We start from the raw sequence: 23,110 nt of genomic DNA on the forward strand, positions 1-23,110 counted from the left end.
AGGCACGGCCTGGGTCAGGCGACGACCGCGCGGCGGGCGAGCACCGCCTCCGCGATCTGGACCGCGTTGAGCGCGGCACCCTTCCGGAGGTTGTCGTTGCTGACGAAGAGGGCGAGCCCGTGCCCCTCGGGTGCCGAACGGTCCGTCCGGATCCGCCCGACGAAGCTCGGGTCGGCGCCGGCGGCCTGCAGGGGCGTCGGGACCTCGGACAACTGCACGCCCGGTGCGGCGGCGAGGACCTCCGACGCTCGCTCCGGCGTCAGGGGGCGCGCGAACTCCGCGTTCACCGAGATCGAGTGCCCCGTGAACACCGGGACCCGGACGCAGGTCCCCGCGACGAGCAGGTCGGGCAGCTCGAGGATCTTGCGGCTCTCGTTCCGGAGCTTCTGCTCCTCGTCCGTCTCGCCCCAGCCGTCGTCGACGATGCTGCCCGCGAGGGGGATGACGTCGAAGGCGATCGGCGCGACGTACTTCGTGGGCTCCGGGAAGGTCACGGCGGAGCCGTCGTGCGTGAGGGCCGCGGCGTCCTGCTCGAGCGCCGCCCGGGCCTGCCCGAGCAGTTCCTCCACGCCGGCGAGGCCGCTGCCGGAGACGGCCTGGTACGTCGTCGCGACGAGCCGGCGCAGACCGGCCTCGGCATCGAGCACCTTGAGGACCGGCATGATCGCCATGGTCGTGCAGTTCGGGTTCGCGATGATGCCCTTGCGTGCCTCGTCGATCGCATGCGGGTTGACCTCGCTCACGACGAGCGGGACATCCGGGTCCATCCGCCAGGCGCTCGAGTTGTCGATGACGAGCGCCCCCGCGGCGGCGAAGCGCGGTGCCAGGGTCCGGGATCCCGATGCCCCGGCGGAGAACAGGGCGATGTCGATGCCCGTCGGGTCCGCGGTCGCCGAGTCCTCGACGACGATGTCCTCGCCCCGGAACGGCAACGTCGTGCCTGCGGAGCGGGCGGTGGCGAAGAACCGGACCGTCGTGGCGGGGAAGGCACGGTCCTCCAGCAGACGGCGCATGACGGTGCCGACCTGCCCGGTGGCGCCGACGACGGCGACGGTGAGCTCGCTCATGGTGTCTCCTGTCTACCGGCCGGTGCCGGCGTAGACGACGGCTTCGACGTCGGCGTCGAGACCGAACGCCGAGTGGACGACGCGCATCGCCTCGTTCAGGGTGTCGGCCCGCGTGACGACCGAGATCCGGATCTCGCTCGTCGAGATCATCTCGATGTTGATCGAGGCCTCGTGGAGCGCACGGAACAGCTGCGCCGACACTCCGGCGTTCGTCCGCATGCCGGCACCGACCAGGGCGAGCTTGCCGATCTGGTCGTCGTACTGCACGGTCTCGTAGCCGATGCTCGCCTTCGAGGCCTCGAGCGCGGTGAGGACCCCGGAGCCCTGCGACTTCGGCAGCGTGAACGAGATGTCGGTGCGGCCGGTCGCCGCGGCGGAGACGTTCTGCACGATCATGTCGATGTTCGCGCCGGCCCGGGCGACGGTCGTGAAGATCTCGGCCGCCTTGCCCGGCTGGTCGGGCACGCCGACCACCGTGATCTTGCCCTCGGAGAGGTCGCCGGCGATGCCGGTGATGATCGGTTCTTCCACGGACTCCCCCTCGGCAGGGTTGTAGACGATGGTGCCCTCGGTGTTGTTGAACGAGGACCGGACGTGCAGGGTGACGCCGTGCCGCCGGGCGTACTCGACGGCGCGGATGTAGAGGACCTTGGCGCCCGCGGCCGCGAGCTCCAGCATCTCCTCGCTCGTGATGCGGTCGATCTTGCGCGCCTTCGGGACGACCCGCGGGTCGGCGCTGAAGATGCCGTCGACGTCGGTGTAGATCTCGCACACGTCGGCACCGAGGGCAGCGGCCAGGGCGACGGCGGTCGTGTCGGAGCCACCGCGGCCGAGGGTGGTGATCTCGCCCGTCGTGCGGTTGAAGCCCTGGAACCCCGCGACGATCGCCACGTGCCCGGCGTCGAGGGCCTCACGGACGCGCTTCGGGGTGACGTCGACGATCCGGGCACGGCCGTGCTGGGCGTCGGTCAGCATGCCCGCCTGGCTGCCGGTGTACGAGCTGGCTTCGACCCCGAGGCTCTTGATCGCCATCGCGAGCAGCGCCATCGAGATCCGCTCGCCCGCGGTGAGGAGCATGTCCAGCTCGCGACCGGACGGCAACGGGGTGACCTGGTTCGCGAGGTCGAGGAGCTCGTCCGTCGTGTCGCCCATCGCGGAGACGGCCACGACGACGTCGTTGCCGGCCTTCTTCGTCTGGACGATCCGCTTGGCCACGCGCTTGATGCTCTCGGCGTCCGCGACGGACGAGCCACCGAACTTCTGCACGATCAATGCCACTGACGAACTCCTGGACTCCCACGGACGCGGTCCGCCGATTCTACCGAGTGTCCTCGGACTGTTGCGTCGCGTGCACGCCGCACGCGACGACCCCGGGCGGTCGCCGGCCGGCTCCCGTCGACCGGGAGGCCCGGGTCAACCGCCCACGAGCCGGCGCCCCTCGAACGCGCGTCCGAGCGTGACCTCGTCGGCGTACTCGAGATCCCCACCGACCGGGAGTCCGGAAGCGAGGCGCGTCGTCCGGACCCCCATCGGCACGAGGAGCCGGCTGAGGTAGGTGGCCGTCGCCTCGCCCTCGAGGTTCGGATCGGTCGCGATGATGACCTCGTCCACGGTGCCGTCCGCGAGCCGCGTCAGCAGACCCTGGATGCGGAGGTCGTCGGGGCCGACGCCGTCGATCGGGCTGATCGCGCCGCCGAGCACGTGGTACAGCCCGCGGAACTCACGGGTCCGCTCGATCGCGGCGACGTCCTTGGCCTCCTCGACCACGCAGATGACCGCGGGCGAGCGGCGGGGATCGCGGCAGATGCTGCAGCGTTCCGTCTCGGTCACGTTCCCGCAGACCTCGCAGAAGCGGACCTTCTCCTTGACCGTCATGAGGAGTTCCGCGAGGCGCGTCGGGTCGAACGACTCGGTCTGCAGGATGTGGAACGCGATCCGCTGCGCGGACTTCGGACCGATCCCCGGCAGACGGCCGAACTCGTCGATGATGTCCTGGACGATGCCGTCGTACATGGTCAGAAGCCTCCGGACCCGCTGCTGTCGAGCGTGGTCTCCTCGATGAACTGGGCCCCGAGGATCTCACGGACGACCGCCTCGCCGTAGCGTCCGGGGACCGGCACACGGGCGGGCCGCTCGGGCGCCGACGGGGCCGTCCGGGCGGGAGCTGGGATGCCGCCCCCGCGGGGTGCGGACGCCGACGGTGCTCGTCCTCCGGTGGGTACGGGCCCCGCGGCGGATCGACCCGACGGGCCCGGGTCCGGGAACGGCGCTCCGTCGTCGTAGGGCTCGTCGTCGAGGGGGTAGTCGTCGACCGGCACGTCGCTCGGTCCGCCTGCGACGGCCGGGGTGCTGGCCGGACCACGGACGGCACCGGCAGCGGGCGCGCTCGTCGGGGCATCCGCGGGCGCACCACCCGTCCGTCCGGCCGGCGCGACGGCGGCCGGTGCCGTGCCGTCCGGGCTCGACGCCACCCCGAAGGGCGCGGCCCACGACGGCTCGACGTCGTCCGGGACGGCATCTGCAGTGGGATCGGACGCCGGGATCGTCGCGACCACCCAGTCGGTGACCGGGCCGGTGGGCGCGGGGGCCGGCGCGGCTGCGGATGCTCGGGACGGAGCAGGCGCGGCTGCTGGCGCCGATCCCCCGGCTGAGGCCGGCACCTGTGCGCTGCTCTGCTCGGAGGATCCGCGAGCGCCGTCACGCGTCGGCGCCGCCGGTGCGGACTCGGGCGCCGACTGGCGCTCGGGTGTCGGCTGACGCTCGGGCGCCGACTGGCGCTCGCGCGCCGACTGGCGCTCGGGCGCCGACTGGCGCTCGCGCGCCGACTGGCGCTCCGGCACCGCCTGACGCTCCGGCGCCGACTGGCGCTCGGGTGTCGCCTGACGCTCCGGCACCGCCTGACGCTCGGGTGCGGGCCGTCCCGCGTCCGGGTTCGACCCAGCGGGTGCCGGTCCGCGAGCGACGAACTTCACACGGACGCCGAGGACATCGAGGATGGCGGCCCGGAGGTACTCGCTGACGCTGTCCTTCGGGTCGGTCATCTGCTTGAACGACGCGACGTCCTGCTGACTCGGGAACGTCAGTGTGAGGACGTCGTCCGTGAAGGCGGTCACCTGCGCGGTCACGACGACCATCCAGGCGGACCGTCGAGCGCGCTGCACGTGCTCGACGACCTGCGGCCAGCTGTCCCGCACCTGTTGCACGCCCAGCTCGCCGACGGCCCGGACCGCCGGCGAGGCCGCGAGCGCCGCGCCGACACCGGTCGACGAGGGCGAGCCCGCACCCGAGGGCGCGCTGCCGGTCGTGGGGACGACCTCGACCGCGCCGGGGACCGCGCGCTGCTCGTCATCGTCGGCCCGTTCGGTCCCGGACGCGCTGGCCGGGGCAGCAGCAGCGGTGGCACGGGTCGAAGCCGGGGTCGGCGCGGCCGTCGTCGGCGCGGCCTGCGCCGGCGCCGGCGCGGGTGCGGCAGCCGGTGCGCTTGACGTGACGACAGCGACGGGCGCAGAACCGGTCGTGCCCCCGGCGTCACCGACGCCGACGCGACGCTCGAGGCGCTCGACGCGCGCCAGGGCGCCCCGCTGGCTGTCATCGCTCTCCGGCACGAGCATCCGCGCCACCATGAGTTCGAGGTGCAGGCGGGGCGACGTCGCGCCGGTCATCTCGGTGAGCGCACGGTTCGCGATGTCGGCCGCGCGCGAGAGCCCGACCGCGCCGAAGACGGCCGCCTGCCGCGTCATCGTCTCGAGTTCCTCGGGCGAGACTCCGCGCAACACGGCCGCAGCGCCCTCGTTGGTGGCGGCGACGACGATGAGGTCGCGGAGCCGTTCGAGCAGGTCCTCGACGAAGCGACGCGGATCCTGACCTGTCTGCACGACGCGGTCGACGGCCGAGAACGCCGAGGCCGGATCCGCCACGGCGAGCGCGTCCACGACGTCGTCGAGCAGGGCGGCATCGGTGTACCCGAGGAGTGCGACCGCGCGGTCGTAGGCGATCGTGCGGTCCTCGCTCCCGGCCATCAGCTGGTCGAGGAGCGACAGGGTGTCCCGTACCGATCCCCCGCCGGCCCGGACCACGAGCGGCAGGACACCGGGCGCCACCGACACGGACTCCTGCGCGCACAGCTGCTCGACGTACTCGAGCATGGACGCGGGCGGCACGAGCCGGAACGGGTAGTGGTGGGTCCGCGAGCGGATGGTCCCGATGACCTTCTCGGGCTCGGTCGTCGCGAAGATGAACTTGACGTGCTCCGGTGGTTCCTCCACCAACTTGAGGAGTGCGTTGAACCCCTGCGGCGTGACCATGTGGGCCTCGTCGAGGATGAAGATCTTGTAGCGGTCGCGTGCCGGGGCGAACACGGCGCGGTCGCGGAGGTCGCGTGCGTCGTCCACGCCGTTGTGGCTGGCTGCGTCGATCTCGATGACGTCGAGCGACCCGCCGCCGTCCCGTGCCAGCTCCACACAGCTCGGGCACACTCCGCATGGCGTGTCCGTCGGGCCCTGAGCGCAGTTGAGACACCGCGCGAGGATCCGTGCCGACGTGGTCTTGCCACAACCCCTCGGTCCGCTGAAGAGGTAGGCGTGGTTGACGCGGTCTGCCCGGAGTGCTGTCCGCAGCGGATCGGTCACCTGCGACTGGCCGATGAGTTCGGCGAAGTTCTCGGGCCGGTAACGGCGATACAAGGCGGTGACCACGCCACCAGGGTAATCGGCGCCGCCGACACCGGGGGTCGTTCTCCACAGACCCCGGCGATGTCAGCTCGTGGTCCCGGCGCTCGCTGGCGAACCTGGACGTCGACCCAGAAAGGGCGTACCGATCAGTCCGTGGAGCGGTATCGTCCACGTACGGCCACGGAGCGACCGACCATCGCAGGACCATCCGTGGCGGATCAGGATCAGGAGTCGAGCTCATGAACGAGCGGTTGACGCTGCCGTACACGCTGCGCCGGACGATCGTCCGGACCGCCGTGGCGCGGACGGCTGGCCGGGCTCGGAACGGCACCACGACGAGCGCCTGATCGCGGGCTCCGGGAGCCTCGGCCCCCGGAAGCCGGGGCGCGTCGGTGTTCGGGTCATCGCCGCCCCGGCCCCTCGGAGCGGCGGACGACGATGTTCGGGTCATCCTCGTCCGCCGCTCCCTCATGCGTGTCAGGGCCGCGTCCGCGCCGCTGCCCAGCGGCCGCAGCTGATCCCACGGACGCGCACCGCGGACCGGACCCGGGGAACGGGGGTCGGCGCCGGCCGTGGCGGCCGCGCCGGACGCCGGACAGCGCCACCGGTCCCCTGCAGCGGTCTCCGAGCAACCGTGATCGACCGGTTCCAGCGGGCGGCGGCGGAACGAGAAGACTCCCCACGTACCCGCCAGAGCCCGGTTGCCCTTGCTGCGTTTCCGCCCTGGGGGAGTTGGCCTGGATGGCGTCACGTGAGGAGCCGCCGACAGTCTAGCGGACGCCTCGCCCGTTCATCGACGCGCACTCAGCCGCGGGCGGTTCAGTGGAGGCATGAAGATCGTCATCGCCGGAGGACACGGCAAGATAGCCCTGCTGCTCGAACGACTCATCACGCAGGCGGGACACGACGCGGTCGGGATCGTCCGCAACCCGGCGCATGTCGCCGACGTCGAGGCCACCGGCGCGAGCGCGATCGTCCGGGATCTCGAGCAGATGGACGAGGACGACCTCGCGGTGGACCTCGAGCAGGCCGACGCCGTCGTGTTCGCGGCGGGCGCCGGACCGAACAGCGGTGCCGAACGCAAGTTCGCGGTCGACCGCGACGCCGCGATCCTGCTCGCCGACGCCGCCTCGCGGGTCTCGGTGCCGCGGTACGTGCTCATCTCGGCCATGGGCGCCGACTCGTACGACCCGGCCACGGCGGTCCTGCCGGCCGCGGACGACCGCGCGGTGTTCCAGGTCTACCTGCGAGCGAAGGCGGAGGCGGACGCGAACATCCGCGCACGCGGGTTCCAGTGGACGATCGTGCGTCCCGGAGGTCTCCTCGACACCCCGGGCCAGGGCACCGTCCGCGCCGGCACCGAGGTGCCCCGTGGTTCCGTCTCGCGGGCCGACGTCGCGGCGGTCGTCCTGGAGGCCCTGCTCGCGGGTGCTGCGATCGGTCGCCAGTTCGAGCTCACGTCGGGCGACGTGCCGATCCACGAAGCGCTCGCGGCGCTCTGAGGCGGCGGCGCGCCACGGCCCGCATCTGAGGCGGCGGGTCACGGCCCGCATCAGCCCGGGCGGAGCAGCGGCGTGCGCTGGAGATCAGAGGGACGCGCCAGCGGCGCCACGACGCCGACGCGGACGCTGGGCGAGCCGGCGAGTCCGGCAGATCAGTGCAGTGCCACAGCGGCGGACTGCCGTGCGATCTCCAGCCCCTCGTTCGTCGGGATCACGAGCACCGCGACCCGGGAGCGGTCGGTCGAGATCCGCCGCGCACGGCTGGAGTGCAGGTCGTTGCGGTCGTGGTCGACCTCGATCCCCAGGTGCTCGAGCCCGGCCAGGACCCGGCGCCGCAGGAGCGCGTTGTTCTCGCCCACACCCGCCGTGAACACGACGGCGTCGAGGCCGCCGAGCTGGGCGGTGTACGCGCCGACGTACCGGCGGATCCGGTGCCGGTAGACGGCGAGCGCCGCCTCCGCCCGGTCGTCGCCCTCGGACGCGTCGCTCTGGACGTCCCGCATGTCCCCGTTCCCGGTGAGTCCGAGCAGGCCCGACTGCTTGTTGAGCATGGTGTCGAGGTCCTCGAAGGACATGCCTGCCTCGCGGTGCAGGTGGATGAGGATCGCGGGGTCGAGGTCACCCGAGCGGGTCCCCATGACGAGCCCCTCGAGCGGCGTCAGGCCCATCGACGTCTCGATGCTGCGCCCTCCGTCGATCGCGGCGGCGGACGCCCCGTTGCCGAGGTGCAGGACGATCGTCTTGAGCTGCTCGAGCGGGCGGCCGAGGAACACCGCGGTCTGCTCGGACACGTACTTGTGGCTCGTCCCGTGCGCGCCGTACCGCCGGATCGCGTAGCGCTGCGCGAGGTCCGCCGGGATCGCGTACGTGTAGGCCTCCGGCGGCATGGTCTGGTGGAACGCGGTGTCGAAGACGGCGACCTGCGGCACGTCCGCGAACACGTGCTGTGCGGCCCGGATCCCCTCGAGGTTGGCCGGGTTGTGCAGCGGTGCGAGGGCGGACAGGGCGTCGATCCGCGCTTCGACCTCGGGCGTGATGACGGTGGCGCGGTCGAAGTCGGTGCCGCCGTGGACGACCCGGTGGCCGACGACGGCGGGCGGCTCGTCGTCGAACGAGGGCCCGACGGCGGCGAAGGCGTCGAGCATCGCGCGGAACCCGGCGGCGTGGTCCGGCACGTGGGCGTCGTCGTTCGAGGTGGACTTGCCGGTCAGGGCGTTCGTGTGCTTGGTGGCGCCGGAGGACTCCCCGATGCGCTCGACGAGCCCGGACGCGAGCATGCGCTCCCCCTCGAGCTCGATGAGCTGGTACTTGAAGGAGCTCGATCCGGAGTTGACGACGAGTGCTGTGGTCACGATGCCTGCTTCCTGGGTTCGGCGCTGGTCCCGGCCTGGATGGCGGTGATCGCGACGGTGTTGACGATGTCCCCGACGAGTGCGCCGCGCGACAGGTCGTTGATCGGCTTGCGCAGCCCCTGCAGGACGGGCCCGATCGCGACCGCGCCGGCGGACCGCTGCACGGCCTTGTACGTGTTGTTGCCGGTGTTGAGGTCCGGGAAGATGAACACCGTCGCGCGGCCGGCGACCGGCGAGTCCGGCATCTTGGCGTGGGCGACGGTGGGGTCGGCGGCGGCGTCGTACTGGATCGGGCCCTCGACGAGCAGCTCGGGGTGCCGTTCGCGGACGAACGCGGTGGCGGCCCGCACCTTGTCGACGTCCGCCCCGGATCCGCTGTCCCCGGTCGAGTAGCTGAGCATGGCGACGCGCGGTTCGATGCCGAACTGCGCGGCGGTTGCCGCGCTGGACGTCGCGATGTCCGCGAGCTGTTCGCTGGTCGGGTCCGGCACCACGGCGCAGTCGCCGTACACGAGGACGCGGTCGGCGAGCGCCATGAGGAACACGCTCGACACGATCGACACGTCGGGCCGGGTCTTGATGATCTCGAACGCGGGGCGGATCGTGTGCGCGGTGGTGTGCCGGGCTCCGGACACCATGCCGTCGGCGAGGCCGAGGTGCACCATGAGCGTGCCGAAGTAGGACACGTCCGTCACCCGGTCGCGCGCCAGCTCGACGGTCATGCCCTTGTGTGCGCGGACACGGGCGTACTCCTCGGCGAACCGTTCACGGAGCGGTTCGGCGGAGGGGTCGACCACGTCGGCGGCGTCGAGGTCGAGCCCGAGCTCGGCCGCGCGGGTGCGGACCGCCGTCGGGTCCCCGAGGATCGTGAGGTCGCAGACGTCGCGCTGCAGGAGCGTCGACGCGGCCCGGAGGATCCGGTCGTCGTCCCCCTCGGGCAGGACGATGCGCTTCCGGAGCTCCCGAGCGCGGTCGATCAGACCGTGCTCGAACATGAGCGGCGTCACGACGGACGACGGTCCGACCTCGAGCCGGGCGAGGAGTTCGTCCGCGTCGACGTGCCGCTCGAACAGCGACAGGGCGAGGTCGGTCTTGCGCGGCGAGTCCGCCGCGAGGCGCCCCCGGGTCTGCGTGATCCGCAGCGCCGTGTCGTAGGTGCCGAGCCCGTTGCGGGCGATGGGCAGGGTGCTCGACAGACCCTCGAGGAGGCGCTGGATCTGCGGCGACGTCTCGAACCCGCCGTTGAGGACGACCCCGGCGAGCGAGGGGAACGTCTCCGAGTCGTTCGCGAGCAGCGTCGCGATGAGGACGTCGGTGCGGTCGCCCGGGACGACGACGATCCCGCCCTCGATGAGCCGGGGCAGGACGTTCTCCATGCTCATGGCGGCGACCACCGTGCCGAGGGCCTCGCGATCGAGCAGGGCCTCGTCACCGCTGACCAGGGTGGCGTCCGTCGCGGCGAGCACGGCACGCACCGTCGGGGCGACGAGCACGGCGTCCTCGGGGATCGCCCAGACCGGCGTGCCCGGGTGCTCTGTCGCGATCGCACTGCGGATGCCGGCGACGACCTCGTCGATGCGCTCCGGCGCGGTGCGGTTCGCGACGACCCCGAGCAACGACGCGTGGGCGGCGCGGAGTTCGCTCGTGGTCAACTCCGCGATCTGTCGGACGTCGTCGCCGGTCCGGGCGCCGCGCTCGGAGCTGCTCCGCCCTCCGAGCACGAGGAGGACCGGTGCGCCGAGGTTCGCCGCGATGCGCGCGTTGTACGACAGCTCGGTCGGGCTGCCGACGTCGGTGTAGTCGGAACCGACGACGACGACCGCGTCGCACTGCCGCTCGACGAGCGCGAACCGGTTCACGATCGTGGCGAGCGCCCCGTCGGGGTCCACGTGGACGTCCTCGTAGGTCACCCCCACGGCGTCGTCGTAGTCGATGCCCGCCGATGTGTGCTGGAGCAGCAGCTCGAGGACGTAATCCCGCTCGGCGGTCGACCGCGCCACGGGCCGGAAGACGCCGACCCGGCCGACGGTCCGCGCGAGGGTCTCGAGCACCCCGAGGGCCACGGTGCTCTTGCCGGTGTGCCCTTCTGCTGACGTGATGTAGATGCGGGTCGACACCTCCCCAGGATAGGACCGGGGGCCGGGTGCCGCCCCAGGGCGCGGTGCCGCGGTCGTCGGCCCGCCTCCGGACCTGTACCATGGGGTGTCGTCGCCACAGGGCGACGCCCGGAGGATTCGCCTAGTGGCCTATGGCGCACGCTTGGAAAGCGTGTTGGGTGCAAGCCCTCGGGGGTTCGAATCCCCCATCCTCCGCCACGATCGACCGTCGATTCCCGTCCGTCGCCCCTCGCGTGGCGCGCCCGGGAGGCCCGTCACCGCCCGCACCGGAGCTCCGGTCCCCCACCTGCCGGACCCGGTCGAACCCCACGTCGCGGGGATCCGCAGATCACCCCCACAACGCTGGGACGGCGCGGGGGTCAGGCCCTAGGCTGACGCTCGCAGGCCGCTCCGTCACCGGTGACGGCCGAGATCCGGCAGCGGCAGGGGCGTCGCGTCGGACCACCGGGACGGCTCCCGGTGGCCGCCGGACCGTGAGGGGCGAGGAGCATCCGTGGGGGAGACGACGGCACGCGTCAGGGCGACGCCGGGGAGGGCGCACCTCGTGGTGCGGCCGAGCGGGGCGTTCCTGCGGAGCACCGCATTGAGCATCCTGTTCTCCGCGGTGCCACTCGCGGTCGCGCTCGTGTGGGTGTCGTTCCCGCTCGGGTTCGTCGCGCCGGTGGGGACCGTCGCGGTCGTCGCGGCGGTGCTGACCTCGCTGCTCGTGGTCCGGTTCCGCACGGTGTACGCCGGCGTCGGCTCGCACCACGTCGAGATGCGCGGGCTGCTCGGACCACGCGTCGTGCTCGACCGTGCGCACGTGCACCGGGTCGTGCTCGCGACGACGTTCGGTCCGTCCGTGGACCGCACGACCCGCCAGCTCGTCGCGCTGACCGAGTCCGGGCATCCGCTCTTCCGGATGCGGGGCGTGCTGTGGGACGACACGGCGCTCGGGCACCTCGCCGAGGCACTGGACGCACGGGTCACGGAGCTCACCAAGCCCATGCCGCTGCGCGAGTTCCACCGCCTGTACCCGCAGAGTCGCGCTTGGTACGAGCGGCCGATGGCGATCCTGGCGATCGCGGTCGGGGTCGGGTCGCTCGTCGTCCTGGCGCTCGTCGCGGAGACCGCGGGACGCATCGCTCACTGACGTCGGGCCGCACCCTCGGCGGTGCGGATCCGGGGGTCAGTGCGACAGCGCCGGCACCGTGCGCGGCCGGACCACGAACCAGAGCACGAACACGGCCACGACGGCGGTGGCGGCCATGACCTCGGCCATGGGCACGGCGGAGCCGATGCCGAGCAGGCCGACGACCGGCGAGATGATGCCGGCCACGCCGAAGTTCATCGCGCCGAGCAGTGACGCCGCCGTCGCGGCCTCCTTGCCGTGGGCTGCGAGCCCGAGCACCTGGATCTGCGGGAACGAGAACCCACACGCACAGATGAAGAACCACAGGGGCACGAACACGCCCGCGCGCCCCACCCCGACGGAGTCGAACACGGCGATGGCGACCGCGCTGACGAGCAGGACGGCGGTGGAGCAGGCGAGGATCCACTGCGGGCCGACGCGCCGTGCGAGGCGCGACGACACCTGCACGCCGATCACGACGCCCAACGAGTTGACCGCGAACAGGACGCCGTACTGCTGGGTGCTGAGGCCGTACACCTGCTGGAACAGAAACGGCGACGCGGACAGGTACGAGAACAGGCCGCTGAACACCATCGCTCCGATGAGCGCGACGCCGACGAACACCCGGTCCGAGAACAGTGCGCGGTACCGGTCCCGTACCGACGCGTGTCCGACGTCGTGGCGGCGCTCGCGCGGGAGCGTCTCGACGATGAGGCTGATCATCGCGATGATCACCACCGCCCCGTAGCAGGCCAGGAACACGAACACCCCACGCCAGTCGACGACGCGCAGCATCTGCGAGCCGATGAGCGGGGCCAGGATCGGGGCGAGCCCGTTCACCATCGCCAACCGGGACAGCATGCGCACGAGCGGGATGCCCCCGAAGAGGTCGCGCACCATGGCCATGGCCACGACGACGCCCGCCGCGGCGCCCATCCCCTGGAGGAACCGGAGCACGGCCAACGTCTCGAGGTTCGGCGCGAGGGACGCGGCCACCGAGGCCACGATGTGGAGGGACGTGGCGAGGATGAGCGGGAGCCGCCGCCCGACGCGGTCGCTCCACGGCCCGACGAGGAGCTGGCCGACGGCGAAGCCGACCGTCGTGGCGGTGAGCGTGAGCTGCACCGCTCCGGCGCTGATGTCGAAGGCACGCTCGAGCGACGGGAACGCGGGCAGGTAGAGGTCGATCGTGAACGGCCCGAGCGCCGTGAGCGCGCCGAGGACGACCACGTAGACGAGGCGCTGGGAGCGACGCAGAGCGTCGCCGGGGTGGACGACGGTCAGGGCGCCGGTGGCAGGGGCGGTCACGGGGAGGAGGGCCTTCCGGGGTGAGGGGTGGTCGCCGGTCGAATCGATTCGGGTCCGGGACCAATGCTACGGGTCCGCATCGGCCCGCGCACGGCGGGCCGCGCTTCTGCGTGCATCGGCGCCGCCCGTGCGCGAACCGGCCCCGCGACCCGCCCTCCTGGTAGCGTCGGGGCGTCCACAGAGGGGTGATGACCATGGTCGACGCGCGGATCCTGCACACCACGGCGGCGCTGCGTGGGGCCATCCTCGGGCTCGCAGCCGACCGGCCGGTGTCGGCCATCACCGTCGCGGACGTCACGCGCGCCGCTGGCATCAACCGCGCGACCTTCTACTCCCACGCGGTCTCCCCCGGCTCGCTCCTCGCCGACGTCCTGACGCCCGAGCTCGACAGCATCCGCGACGAGGACGCCGCGCTCCGCGAGGTCCCGGGCGCCGACCCGAGCACGATCACCCGCAGGGGCATCAGCGCCGTCGTCGAGCACATCGTCGCGCACCGCGAGATCTACCGGTGGGCACTCCCCGACCCGAACGACGCCTCGCTGCATCGGCTGCTCGCCGAGCACTTCCGGGTGTCGTGCGTCGCGCACATCGCCGGCATGGCGCCCGAGGACCGGCCCGAGGTCCTCCACGACGTCGCCGCGGGGTTCGTCGCACAGGGGTTCGTCGGCGCGATCACCGTCTGGGTCGCCGGTCCGCGGCGGTCACGCAAGGCGCTCGTCGACACGATCACCGCGTCCCTCCCCGCCTGGTGGCGCTGACCCCGCCAGGCCCGCGGGTCGCCTGACGGGGCGCTCCGGGCCTCCCGGCCGGAACGGCGAGACGCCGGGCCCCTCGTGGGGACCCGGCGTCTCGTGCACCCGCGGCGGTGCGTCGGACCGGTCGACTAGACCTTCGCCTTCGCGAGCGCGGTGAGCAGGTCGAACGACACCGAGCCGAGGCCGGTGACGTCGTCGTAGCCGCGCGCGGTCGTGAGCGACGTGTCCGTGTTGAGCGTGACCAGGTAGCTGTTCCCGCTCGTGGCACTCGTGTACGCCAGCGCGATCGGCGAGGCTGGCGGGGTCACGTCGTTGAACAGCGACGGGGCCACGCGGTCGACCGCGTAGAGCGTCGGGTTCGCGAACCCGATCCGCGAGTGGGTCGTCTGCTGGACGAGCGCCATCAGGGCCGCCGTGACCGGCGACGCGAGCGAGGTCCCACCGTAGGTCTCGGTCTCGTAGGCCGCCGCGGCGAGCGTGCTGTCGTCCTTGATCGGGCGGATGCCGATCGAGAACCCGGTGTACGGGTCGGCCAGCGCCCCGAGGTCCGGCGAGACGCGCTTGCCGTTCCCGAGACCGGCGGGGACGATGCCCTTCTGGTAGCTCGGCTGCGCGAAGTACGTGCTCGCACCGCCACCCGCGCCGCCACCGAACAGGTTGCCGGGCAGCGGTGCCGCGTAGGAGTCCGTGCCGTTCGTCGACACGATCTTGTCGAGCGTGTCCCCCCAGCCGGTCTCGTAGGCCTTGCGACCCGCCGCGTCGATGCCGAGGCTCGTCCCGCCGACCGCCGTGACCCACGGGGACGAGGCCGGGAAGTCCGGCTCGGGCTGCCCGAGGGCCGCCGTCTCGTCGCCGTTGTCACCGCTCGAGAAGTACAGGCCGATGCCCTCGCCAGCGGCCTGCAGCTGGATGTTCTCCTCGCCCTGCAGGGTCGACAGCGGGACGTCCTCGCCGGTGTTGCCGTAGCTGTTGCTGACGATGTCGGCCAGGCCGCCGTCGAGGATCCGGGACATCGCGATGTCCAGGCCCCCGCCGCAGTTCGTGCCACCGACGTACAGGATCGACGCCGCGGGCGCGACCGCGTGCACGGACTCGACGTCGAGCGTCTCCTCGCCCTGCCAGCCGCTCGGCTCCGCGCAGGCCTCCTGGTCGGTGAACTGCGACACCGACGGGATCTTCTGCGAGAACGTGCTGCTCGTCAGCTGGGGCTCACCGTGGCTGGCCGAGTAGGTGTTCGTGTCGTGGATGATCGTCGGCGACGCGTACGCGTCGATGATCGCGACGGTCTGCCCCTGGCCCTGGACGCCCCGTGCCTCGAGCGCCGAGACACCGTAGGCGGACCGCAGCTGCGACGGGATGTAGCCGCAGTTGAAGGTGTCGACGGTGGTCGTGCCGTACGCGGCCGGGACGGTCGCGGTGTGCTGCCCGGTGTAGGCCGAGCACTGCGCGTTCACCGCGGCCGGCGCCGTGGTCGACTGAGCGAACACGTGCGACGGTGTGGTGGCGGCGGGCGTCTGCCCCTGGCCGACGATCTCGGGACGCGTGGTGAACCGGCCCTGGTCGACGCTGACACCGGAGACCTTCGCCGCGATCGCGGTCGGCAGGGACGGCGTGGAGGACGGCGCGACGAGCGAGCGACCGTCGTGGCGGTACTCGTGGAGCGTCGTGCCCATGACGCTCTGGACCGTGGCAGCGGGACCGCGGAAGACCACGTACTGGTGGCTCGCGGGGACGCCCGAGATCGTCAGGCCCTGCGCGCGCAGGTAGCTCGTCACCTGGTCGACGTCGGCCTTGGTGGGCGCGTACTTCGCGATCCACGCGGCCGGCGACAGCGGCGTGCGGTACTGCGGGTTGCCGGGCGTCGACACCGCCGTGGCGAGGGCGGTCGCCCCGGCCAGGTCGCGGAGCGGCAGGTAGACCTCGCCCTCCACGCTCGTGTCGGCGGCGACGGTCCCGCTGTCGTTCGCGTGGGTCGCCCACGACGGGACGGAGTTGCCCAGCGGCGCACGGGTGGCCGCGTTGGCGGGGGCCGCGGCGAGGAGCGAGGTGCCGGCGACGCACGCCGCGGCGATGACACCGACGAGGACTCGTCGATGAGGGGTGAGTTTGGGAGTTGGCACTACTGTCCTCTCTGACCGTTGTCCAGGAGACCCAGGGAGCTCCAGGAGATTCGTGTGCTGACCCTAATCTGGGGGGTCCCCGGCAGGACAGTCAGCACATCGCGGGACGGTCGCCGTGCCCCGGGCGTGGTCCGGACCCTGAGCGGACGCACAGCGCCGCGCCGCGCGGAGGCAGGCGACGATGCGATCGGTGGGCAGCACGGCTGGGACGACGCCCAGAGCGATCCGGGCCCCTGCCAGCTGCCGCCAGCTGCCGCCAGCCGCCAGCCGCCAGCCGCCAGCCGCCAGCCACCAGCCACCAGCCACCAGCCACCAGCCACCAGCCACCAGCCGGAGCGTGCCACGGATGCCCGTCGCCGGACGACGTCCGACGGCGCTCACTCCCCGGACGGGCGGCGTCCCTCCTGGAGCCGGTCGGTGAGCCGGACCACTCGGCGGACGAGGTCGGCATCGCTGCTCCCCACCGGGAGCCGGAAGTCCGAGACGACCGGCCGTGACGCGCCCCCCTTCCGCAGGGGTTCCCCGATCGCGACCACCAGCGCGCCCGCGTCCTGTGCGCGCTGGACCGCCGCGGCCAACGCCGTCGGGTCGACCGCTTCGACCACGACCACCTTCGCCCCGGCCATCGCCGCGGCGACGATCGCCGCGGACTGCGCGTCCGGACGGGAGGCGATGCGCACGTCCGGCACGTAGCCGGATGCAGTGAGCGCGGATCGGAAGGCCCCGTCGAGTCCGGGCGTGGGTGTGGCGGTCGCGCCGGGCTGCGTCGCGCCGGGTGTCGCGTCGGCGGTCGCGTCGGCCTTGGCTCCGCGCGTGCCGCCGGCCGATGCGCCCGCCGGCACCACGACGGCGATGCGCGCGTGCTCGTCGAACCCGCCGTCGGCCCCCGTGAGGTCCGTGCTCCGCACCGGCGTCGGGGTCGTGCCGTCCTCCGCCGCGCAGGCGGCCGGCCCGACCGCGACCACCGCGGCGAGGATGACGCACCGGGTCACCACGGCCACCGTCCTGCCCCGCCGCATCACGTCCTCCCTGGTCGCCCGGCGCCCCACGCTACACACGGCGGGACGGCCGGCACCGCCGCGTCGCCCGCTCCGTCACCCGCGCGGGGCGGGCACGGGCCCGACGCGGCGGACGAGGGCCAGGCCGGCGAGCGCCACGAGCGTCATCGCGCCGAACACCACCGCGAACGACACGGTGGCCGCCCGACCCCCGAACGCCGTGAAGGCGACGCCCGTGATCGCGAGCCCCACGACCGCGCCGGTGGCGTCCCCGATCGCCAGGGCGGAACTCGCGGATCCCTGGTCCGCGCGGTCACTGAGCCGGAGTGTGAGCATCGAGGTCCGCGGGTAGACGATCCCCATGCCGGCACCCGCCACGAACCACCCGGCGATCATCACGACCGGCAGGACACCGGTGACGGCGACGACGAACGCGGCGAGCAGCCCGAGCGCCACGAGCGTCAGTCCGATGCTGAAGGCGCGGCGCGCGGTGAGCACCCGTTCCGGGATCCGGCCGTGGGCCCAGCTCGCGGCGGCCCAGCTGATCGCCGCCAGGGTCAGGGTGACACCGGCCGCCGACGGGCTGAACCCGTGGTGCGCCTGGAGCAGGTACGGCAGGTACACCTCGCTGCCCATGTAGGCGGCGCCGGCGACGGCGCGCATCACGACGACGGCCGGGAGGCCCGGTGCGACCCGGAACGTCCCCACCGGCAGCAGGGGGCGCAGCCCGACCACCGCGACCACGAGTCCGACGGCGAGCACGAGGGGCCCGAGTGCGCCGGCGAGGTCCGGGGCGGTGTTGAGCCCGAGCACCGCGACGGCCGCGACGGCGGACCAGGCGATGCGCGGGCCCGGCCACGCTGGTCGGTCCGCGACGTCGGGGACCGGGAGACGCCGGAGGCTCGGCAGCAGGAGGACGAACGAACCGACGGCGATGACGAGCGCGCCGACGAACACCCAGTGCCAGCCCCACGTGTCCGTCACGACACCGGCGGCCGCCGGACCGACGAGGCCCGGCACGACCCACGCGCCGGCGAAGCCCGCGAAGATCCGTCCGTGCAGGTGCTCGGGGTAGATCCGCGACACGATGACGTACAGCACGACCGTGAGGGCCCCCGCGCCGAAGCCCTCGACGAGGCGTCCGCCGAGGAACACCGGCATCGACCCCGCCAGGGCCACGATCGCCGTGCCGAGCGCGAAGAGCAGCGCGGAGACGATCGTGACCACGCGTGCCCCCGACCGGTCCGCCCAGGTGCCGGCCACCACCATGCCCGGCACCCCTGCGGCGAGCGGCGCGGCGAAGGCCAGCGAGTACAGCGCCTCGCCGTCGAGGTCGCGGCTGATCACCGGCATGATCGTGGCCATCGCCAGGTTCTGGAACGCGCTGACGGCGACGATCGCGACCATGCCGACGGTCGGCAGGACGTATCCGCGTCCCAGGATGCCCGCGCGCCCCGGCCTCGCCGCGCGCCCGGGCGGGATGGTCACCGCGTCAGGGCCTGCTCGACGTCGGCCACGAGGTCGGCGACGTCCTCGATGCCGACCGACAGGCGGACCACGTGCTCGGGCACCGCGAGCTCCGTGCCCTTGACCGACGCGTGGGTCATCTCGCTCGGGTATCCGATGAGCGACTCGACACCACCGAGCGACTCCGCGAGCTGGAACACCTCGGTGGACTCGGCGAACCGGCGTGCGGCCTCCGGACCACCCGTCAGCGCGACCGACAGCATGCCGCCGAACCCGCGCATCTGCTTCGCCGCGATCGCGTGACCCGGGTGGGACTCGAGGCCCGGGTAGAACACCCGCTCGACCGCCGGGTGCCCGACGAGCGCCTCGGCGACGGCCTGCGCGTTCGCCGAGTGCCGTTCCATCCGGACCGCCAGCGTCTTGATGCCCCGGGTCGTCAGCCAGGCGTCCATCGGCCCGGAGATCGCTCCCGCGGCGAACTGCACGAAGCCGACGCGCTCGGCGAGCTCCTCGTCGCGCAGCACGATCGCACCGCCCACCACGTCCGAGTGGCCACCGAGGTACTTCGTGGTGGAGTACGCGACGACGTCGGCACCGAGCGCGAGTGGCTGCTGGAGGTACGGGGACGCGAACGTGTTGTCGACGACGACGAGTGCGCCGACCTCGTGCCCGATCGCGGCGAGCGCGGCGATGTCGACGATCTTCATCAGGGGGTTCGTCGGCGTCTCGACCCAGAGCACCACCGTGCGGCCGGGCTCCCCTGCCTGGAGGACGGCGCGCACCGCGTCGAGGTCGCTCATCTCGACGGTGGTGAGCTCGACCCCCCACGGCACGTGCAGGCGGTTCACGAGGCGGTGGGTGCCGCCGTAGACGTCGTTGCCCATCACGACGTGGGCGCCCGGCGCGAGGACGGCGCGGAGCAGGGCGTCCTCGGCGGCGAGGCCGGACGAGAACGACAACGCCCGGACCCCGCCGTCGAGGTCGGCGAGTTGCTCCTGCAGGGAGTCACGTGTGGGGTTGCCGGACCGTGAGTACTCGTACCCGTTGCGCATCCGCCCGATGCCGTCCTGCACGAACGTCGAGGTGAGGAACACGGGCGGGACCACCGCACCGGTGCGCTCGTCGGGCTCCTGCCCGGAGTGGATCGCGCGGGTGGAGAACTCGGCCATGGGGTGACTCCTGGTGATGACGGCGGGGTGGATGGTCGGACGGCTCCACGGCGGGGCTGCCCAGCGGGGCCGGGAACGGCTACGCGGACAGGAACGCGAGCAGGTCGTGACGGGTGACGACCGAGACGGGCTTCCCGTCCTCGACGACGAGCAGGGCGTTCGTGTCCTCGAGCGCACGGCGGGCAGCCGTGACGGACTCACCGATGCCGATGATCGGCAGCGGGTCGCCGACCGAGGCCGACAGCGAGTCGGTCATGCGGGCCGCGCCCGTGAACACGGCCTCGAGCAGCTCCTGCTCCTCGATCGCGCCGACGACCTCGCCGATGACGACGGGCGGCTCGGCCGAGAGCACCGGCATCTGCGAGACCCCGTACGTCTTCATGATGTCGATGACGTCGCGCACGGTGTCCGACGGGTGGGCGTGCACGAGGTCCGGCAGGGCGCCGGTCTTGGCCTGCAGGAGTGCGCCGACCGTGCGCTCGTCCTCGGTCTCGACGAATCCGTACGAGCGCATCCAGCGCTCGTTGAAGATCTTGCCGAGGTAGCCACGGCCCCCGTCCGGCAGGAGCACGACGACGACGTCGTCCGGTCCGAGGTCGCGCGCGGCACGGAGGGCGGCCACGACGGCCATGCCGCTGGAGCCACCGACGAGCAGGCCCTCCTCGCGGGCGAGGCGGCGGGTCATCGCGAACGACTCCGCGTCCGAGACCGCGATGACCTCGTCGACGACGCTGCCGTCGTAGGCGGGCGGCCAGAAGTCCTCACCGACACCCTCGACGAGGTACGGGCGTCCGGTGCCGCCGGAGTAGACGCTGCCCTCGGGGTCCGCACCGACGATGCGCACGCCGCCCTCCGAGACCTCCTTGAGGTACCGTCCCGTCCCGCTGATCGTGCCGCCGGTTCCGACGCCCGCGACGAAGTGCGTGATCGTCCCGTCGGTGTCCCGCCAGATCTCGGGGCCGGTCGTCTCGTAGTGGCTGCGCGGCCCGTTCGGGTTGGCGTACTGGTTCGGTTTGAACGCGCCGGGGATCTCCTGCACCAGGCGGTCGGAGACCGAGTAGTAGGACTCGGGGTGCTCCGGCGGCACGGCGGTCGGGGTGATGACGATCTCGGCACCGTAGGCGGTGAGGACGTTGCGCTTGTCCTCGCCGACCTTGTCGGGGAGGACGAAGACGCACCGGTACCCACGCTGCTGGGCGACGAGCGCCAGACCGACGCCGGTGTTGCCGCTCGTGGGCTCGACGATCGTGCCGCCCGGTCCGAGCTGCCCCTTCGCCTCGGCGTCGTCCATGATCCGGGTGGCGATGCGGTCCTTGGCCGAGCCACCCGGGTTGAAGTACTCGACCTTGACGAGGACGGTCGCGGCGACCCCCGCCGTCACCGAGTTGAGGCGGACGAGCGGGGTGTTCCCGACCAGGTCGATGACGGAGTTGGCGTAGCGCACGGTCATCGAGTGTACGTCGTGCCCCTGCCGCATGACCTGGCAGGTCGGCGAACGCCCCCCGGCAGCGGACGTCGCACGGGTCTCCCGCGGCGCCGCGCCTCCCGAGGCCCTGCGTTCAGGCCTCGACGCCCTGGGCAGCGGCGACCACCGGCTCGTTCTGCTGACGGTGCAGCGCCGCGTAGACACCGCCGAGTGCCAGGAGCTCCTCGTGGTCGCCGCGCTCGACGATCCGGCCGTGGTCGACGACGAAGATGACGTCGGCGTCCCGCACGGTGGACAACCGGTGCGCGATCGCGATCGTCGTCCGACCGCGGGCGGCCGCGTCCAGGGCGTCCTGCACCACCCGCTCCGAGATGGAGTCGAGCGCGCTCGTCGCCTCGTCGAGCACGAGCACCGGCGGGTCCTTGAGCAGGACGCGCGCGATCGCGATGCGCTGCTTCTCGCCGCCGGAGAGTCGGTAGCCGCGCTCCCCCACGACGGTCGCGTAGCCGTCGGGGAACGACTGGATCGTCGCGTCGATGTTGGCGGCACGGGCGGCCGCGCGGAGCTCGTCGTCGGTCGCGTCCGGCTTGGCGTAGCGGAGGTTGTCGGCGATCGTCGCGTGGAACAGGTAGGTCTCCTGGCTGACGACGCCGACGTGCCGCACCAGGTCGTCCTGCGCGATCGCGCGGACGTCGGTGCCAGCGAACCGGACCGTGCCCGTCGTCGCGTCGTACAACCGGGGCACGAGGTACGAGATCGTGGTCTTGCCGGCGCCCGACGGTCCGACGAACGCGGCGAAACGTCCGGGCTCGAGGTCGAACGACAGCCCACGGAGCGTCGGCTCGTCCGGGTCGCCGTCCGGGTAGACGAACGTGACGTCCTCGAACGCGAGCGCGCCGATCCGCGACTCGTCCACGGGGACGGGATCCGCCGGGTCGGTGATGGCCGGCCGCAGGTCGAGGTACTCGAAGATGCGCGCGAACAGCGCCCCGGACGTCTGCAGGTCGAGCACGACGCGGAGCAACCCGACCGTCGGGAACAAGAGCCGCGACTGCACGGTGGTGAACGCGACGATCGTCCCGGCGGTGACGGGCACACCACCGACGATGAGCCAGGCCGCGACGAGGTAGATGATCGCCGGGATCACGGACAGGAAGATCTGCACGATCGCGAAGAACCACTGCCCGGACATCTGCTGACGTACCTGCAGGCGGATCTGGTTGCGGTTCTCGGCCTCGTACCGGTCGATCTCGGCGCCCTGGCGGTTGAAGCTCTTGGCGAGCAGGATGCCCGACACGCTCAGGGCCTCCTGCGTGATCGCCGTCATGTCCGACAGGGACTCCTGCGTCTCGGCGGCGATGCGGGCGCGGACCCGCCCGACGCGACGCTGCGCGATCACCAGCAGCGGCAGGAGCACGACCGCGACGATCGTCATCTGCCAACTGAGCAGCACCATCGCGACGACGGCGGCGATCACGGTCACGGTGTTGCCGAGGACGGACGAGATGGTGTTGTTGAGGACGCTCGCGACCCCACCGACGTCGTTCTGGAGGCGCGACTGGATGACACCGGTCTTCGTGCGCGTGAAGAACGCGAGTTCCATGCGCTGCAGGTGACCGAACAGCTGCGTGCGCATGGCACCCATCACCCGGTTGCCGACGGTCGCGGTCAGGTAGGTCTGCCAGACGCCGAGCCCCGCCGACGCGATCCACAGCGCGACCATGCCCGCGACGAGCCATCCGAGCACGGGCAGGTCGGGATGTCCGGACCGGGGGAAGAGCCCGAGGTCGAACGCCTTCTGGGTGAGCAGCGGCGGGATCACGCTGAGCGCCGCCCCGAGGAGCACGAGCACGACGGTCCCGATGATCGCCGTCCGATGCGGCCGGAACAGCCCCGCGATGCGACCGAGCAGGTCGGGGATCTTCGGCGCTGCGGCGTTCATGGCCCGCTGGGCGTCCGGGTCGCCGCTCGAGATCCGGTTGCCGCGCATGGGTCCGCCCCCGCCGCCGCCCCGCATGCCACCGCCGCCGGCGACGGCGTCCATCCGG

16 protein-coding genes, 1 tRNA gene and 1 other RNA gene are annotated in these 23,110 nt (G+C 72.4%); 4 read left to right on the forward strand and 14 right to left on the reverse strand.

Going from position 1 to position 23,110, the window contains the following annotated elements; translation table 11 throughout:
* Positions 1-14: 14 nt before the first annotated feature.
* The 5 genes from DEI92_RS10995 to ffs all read right to left on the reverse strand — a co-directional run bounded on the left by DEI92_RS10995 (position 15) and on the right by ffs (position 6,501).
* Positions 15-1,067, reverse strand: a complete 1,053-nt coding sequence (locus DEI92_RS10995; protein ID WP_111009470.1) for an aspartate-semialdehyde dehydrogenase — start codon at positions 1,065-1,067, stop codon at positions 15-17.
* Between the two features lie 12 nt (positions 1,068-1,079).
* The gene (locus DEI92_RS11000; protein WP_111013516.1) at positions 1,080-2,345 is read right to left on the reverse strand and encodes an aspartate kinase; all 1,266 of its coding nucleotides are present in this window, start codon (positions 2,343-2,345) and stop codon (positions 1,080-1,082) included.
* A gap of 135 nt (positions 2,346-2,480) precedes the next feature.
* Positions 2,481-3,080, reverse strand: a complete 600-nt coding sequence (recR, locus tag DEI92_RS11005; protein ID WP_111013517.1) for a recombination mediator RecR — start codon at positions 3,078-3,080, stop codon at positions 2,481-2,483.
* Between the two features lie 2 nt (positions 3,081-3,082).
* A complete protein-coding gene (locus DEI92_RS11010; RefSeq protein WP_111013518.1) occupies positions 3,083-5,761 on the reverse strand; it encodes a DNA polymerase III subunit gamma and tau in 2,679 nt (892 codons plus the stop codon).
* A 643-nt stretch (positions 5,762-6,404) separates the two neighbouring features.
* An RNA gene (gene ffs / locus DEI92_RS11015) (signal recognition particle sRNA small type) lies at positions 6,405-6,501 on the reverse strand.
* A gap of 66 nt (positions 6,502-6,567) precedes the next feature.
* On the opposite strand from ffs, the gene DEI92_RS11020 reads away from it, so the two are divergent.
* Positions 6,568-7,239: an SDR family oxidoreductase gene (locus DEI92_RS11020; protein WP_111013519.1), complete on the forward strand. Its 672-nt coding sequence runs from the start codon at positions 6,568-6,570 to the stop codon at positions 7,237-7,239.
* A 152-nt stretch (positions 7,240-7,391) separates the two neighbouring features.
* Here DEI92_RS11020 and DEI92_RS11025 read toward each other — a convergent pair whose 3' ends face one another.
* Positions 7,392-8,591 carry an acetate/propionate family kinase gene (locus DEI92_RS11025; RefSeq protein WP_111013520.1) on the reverse strand — a complete coding sequence of 400 codons (1,200 nt, stop codon included), beginning with the start codon at positions 8,589-8,591 and terminating at the stop codon, positions 7,392-7,394.
* Positions 8,588-10,708, reverse strand: a complete 2,121-nt coding sequence (pta, locus tag DEI92_RS11030; protein WP_111013521.1) for a phosphate acetyltransferase — start codon at positions 10,706-10,708, stop codon at positions 8,588-8,590. Before pta ends, DEI92_RS11025 begins: the two co-directional genes overlap by 4 nt.
* A gap of 110 nt (positions 10,709-10,818) precedes the next feature.
* On the opposite strand from pta, the gene DEI92_RS11035 reads away from it, so the two are divergent.
* Together DEI92_RS11035 and DEI92_RS11040 are read left to right on the forward strand one after the other, a co-directional pair.
* Positions 10,819-10,906: transfer RNA gene (locus DEI92_RS11035), tRNA-Ser, on the forward strand.
* A 295-nt stretch (positions 10,907-11,201) separates the two neighbouring features.
* Positions 11,202-11,840, forward strand: coding sequence for a hypothetical protein (locus DEI92_RS11040; protein ID WP_111013522.1), 639 nt, complete (start codon positions 11,202-11,204; stop codon positions 11,838-11,840).
* A gap of 36 nt (positions 11,841-11,876) precedes the next feature.
* On the opposite strand, the gene DEI92_RS11045 is transcribed toward DEI92_RS11040, so the two are convergent.
* A complete protein-coding gene (locus DEI92_RS11045; RefSeq protein WP_111009462.1) occupies positions 11,877-13,127 on the reverse strand; it encodes a multidrug effflux MFS transporter in 1,251 nt (416 codons plus the stop codon).
* 188 nt (positions 13,128-13,315) lie between these two features.
* Between DEI92_RS11045 and DEI92_RS11050 the strand changes: the two genes are divergently transcribed.
* Positions 13,316-13,885 carry a TetR/AcrR family transcriptional regulator gene (locus DEI92_RS11050; RefSeq protein ID WP_111009461.1) on the forward strand — a complete coding sequence of 190 codons (570 nt, stop codon included), beginning with the start codon at positions 13,316-13,318 and terminating at the stop codon, positions 13,883-13,885.
* A 125-nt stretch (positions 13,886-14,010) separates the two neighbouring features.
* Here DEI92_RS11050 and DEI92_RS11055 read toward each other — a convergent pair whose 3' ends face one another.
* The 6 genes from DEI92_RS11055 to DEI92_RS11085 form a co-directional block, all read right to left on the reverse strand.
* On the reverse strand, positions 14,011-16,002 hold the full coding sequence (locus tag DEI92_RS11055; RefSeq protein WP_258370172.1) for a protease pro-enzyme activation domain-containing protein: 1,992 nt from the start codon (positions 16,000-16,002) through the stop codon (positions 14,011-14,013).
* Positions 16,003-16,379: 377 nt separating this feature from the next.
* A complete protein-coding gene (locus tag DEI92_RS11065) occupies positions 16,380-17,021 on the reverse strand; it encodes a hypothetical protein (RefSeq protein WP_181434846.1) in 642 nt (213 codons plus the stop codon).
* Positions 17,022-17,096: 75 nt separating this feature from the next.
* Positions 17,097-18,488, reverse strand: a complete 1,392-nt coding sequence (locus tag DEI92_RS11070; RefSeq protein WP_111013524.1) for an MFS transporter — start codon at positions 18,486-18,488, stop codon at positions 17,097-17,099.
* Positions 18,485-19,636, reverse strand: a complete 1,152-nt coding sequence (locus tag DEI92_RS11075; protein ID WP_111013525.1) for a cystathionine gamma-synthase — start codon at positions 19,634-19,636, stop codon at positions 18,485-18,487. The genes DEI92_RS11070 and DEI92_RS11075 overlap by 4 nt, the downstream gene beginning before the upstream one ends.
* A gap of 79 nt (positions 19,637-19,715) precedes the next feature.
* A complete protein-coding gene (locus DEI92_RS11080) occupies positions 19,716-21,080 on the reverse strand; it encodes a cystathionine beta-synthase (RefSeq protein ID WP_111013593.1) in 1,365 nt (454 codons plus the stop codon).
* A 115-nt stretch (positions 21,081-21,195) separates the two neighbouring features.
* The gene (locus tag DEI92_RS11085; protein WP_181434864.1) at positions 21,196-23,106 is read right to left on the reverse strand and encodes an ABC transporter ATP-binding protein; all 1,911 of its coding nucleotides are present in this window, start codon (positions 23,104-23,106) and stop codon (positions 21,196-21,198) included.
* Between the last annotated feature and the right edge of the window lie 4 nt (positions 23,107-23,110).

The organism is Curtobacterium sp. MCBD17_034, assembly GCF_003234515.1.
GTDB lineage: Bacteria > Actinomycetota > Actinomycetes > Actinomycetales > Microbacteriaceae > Curtobacterium.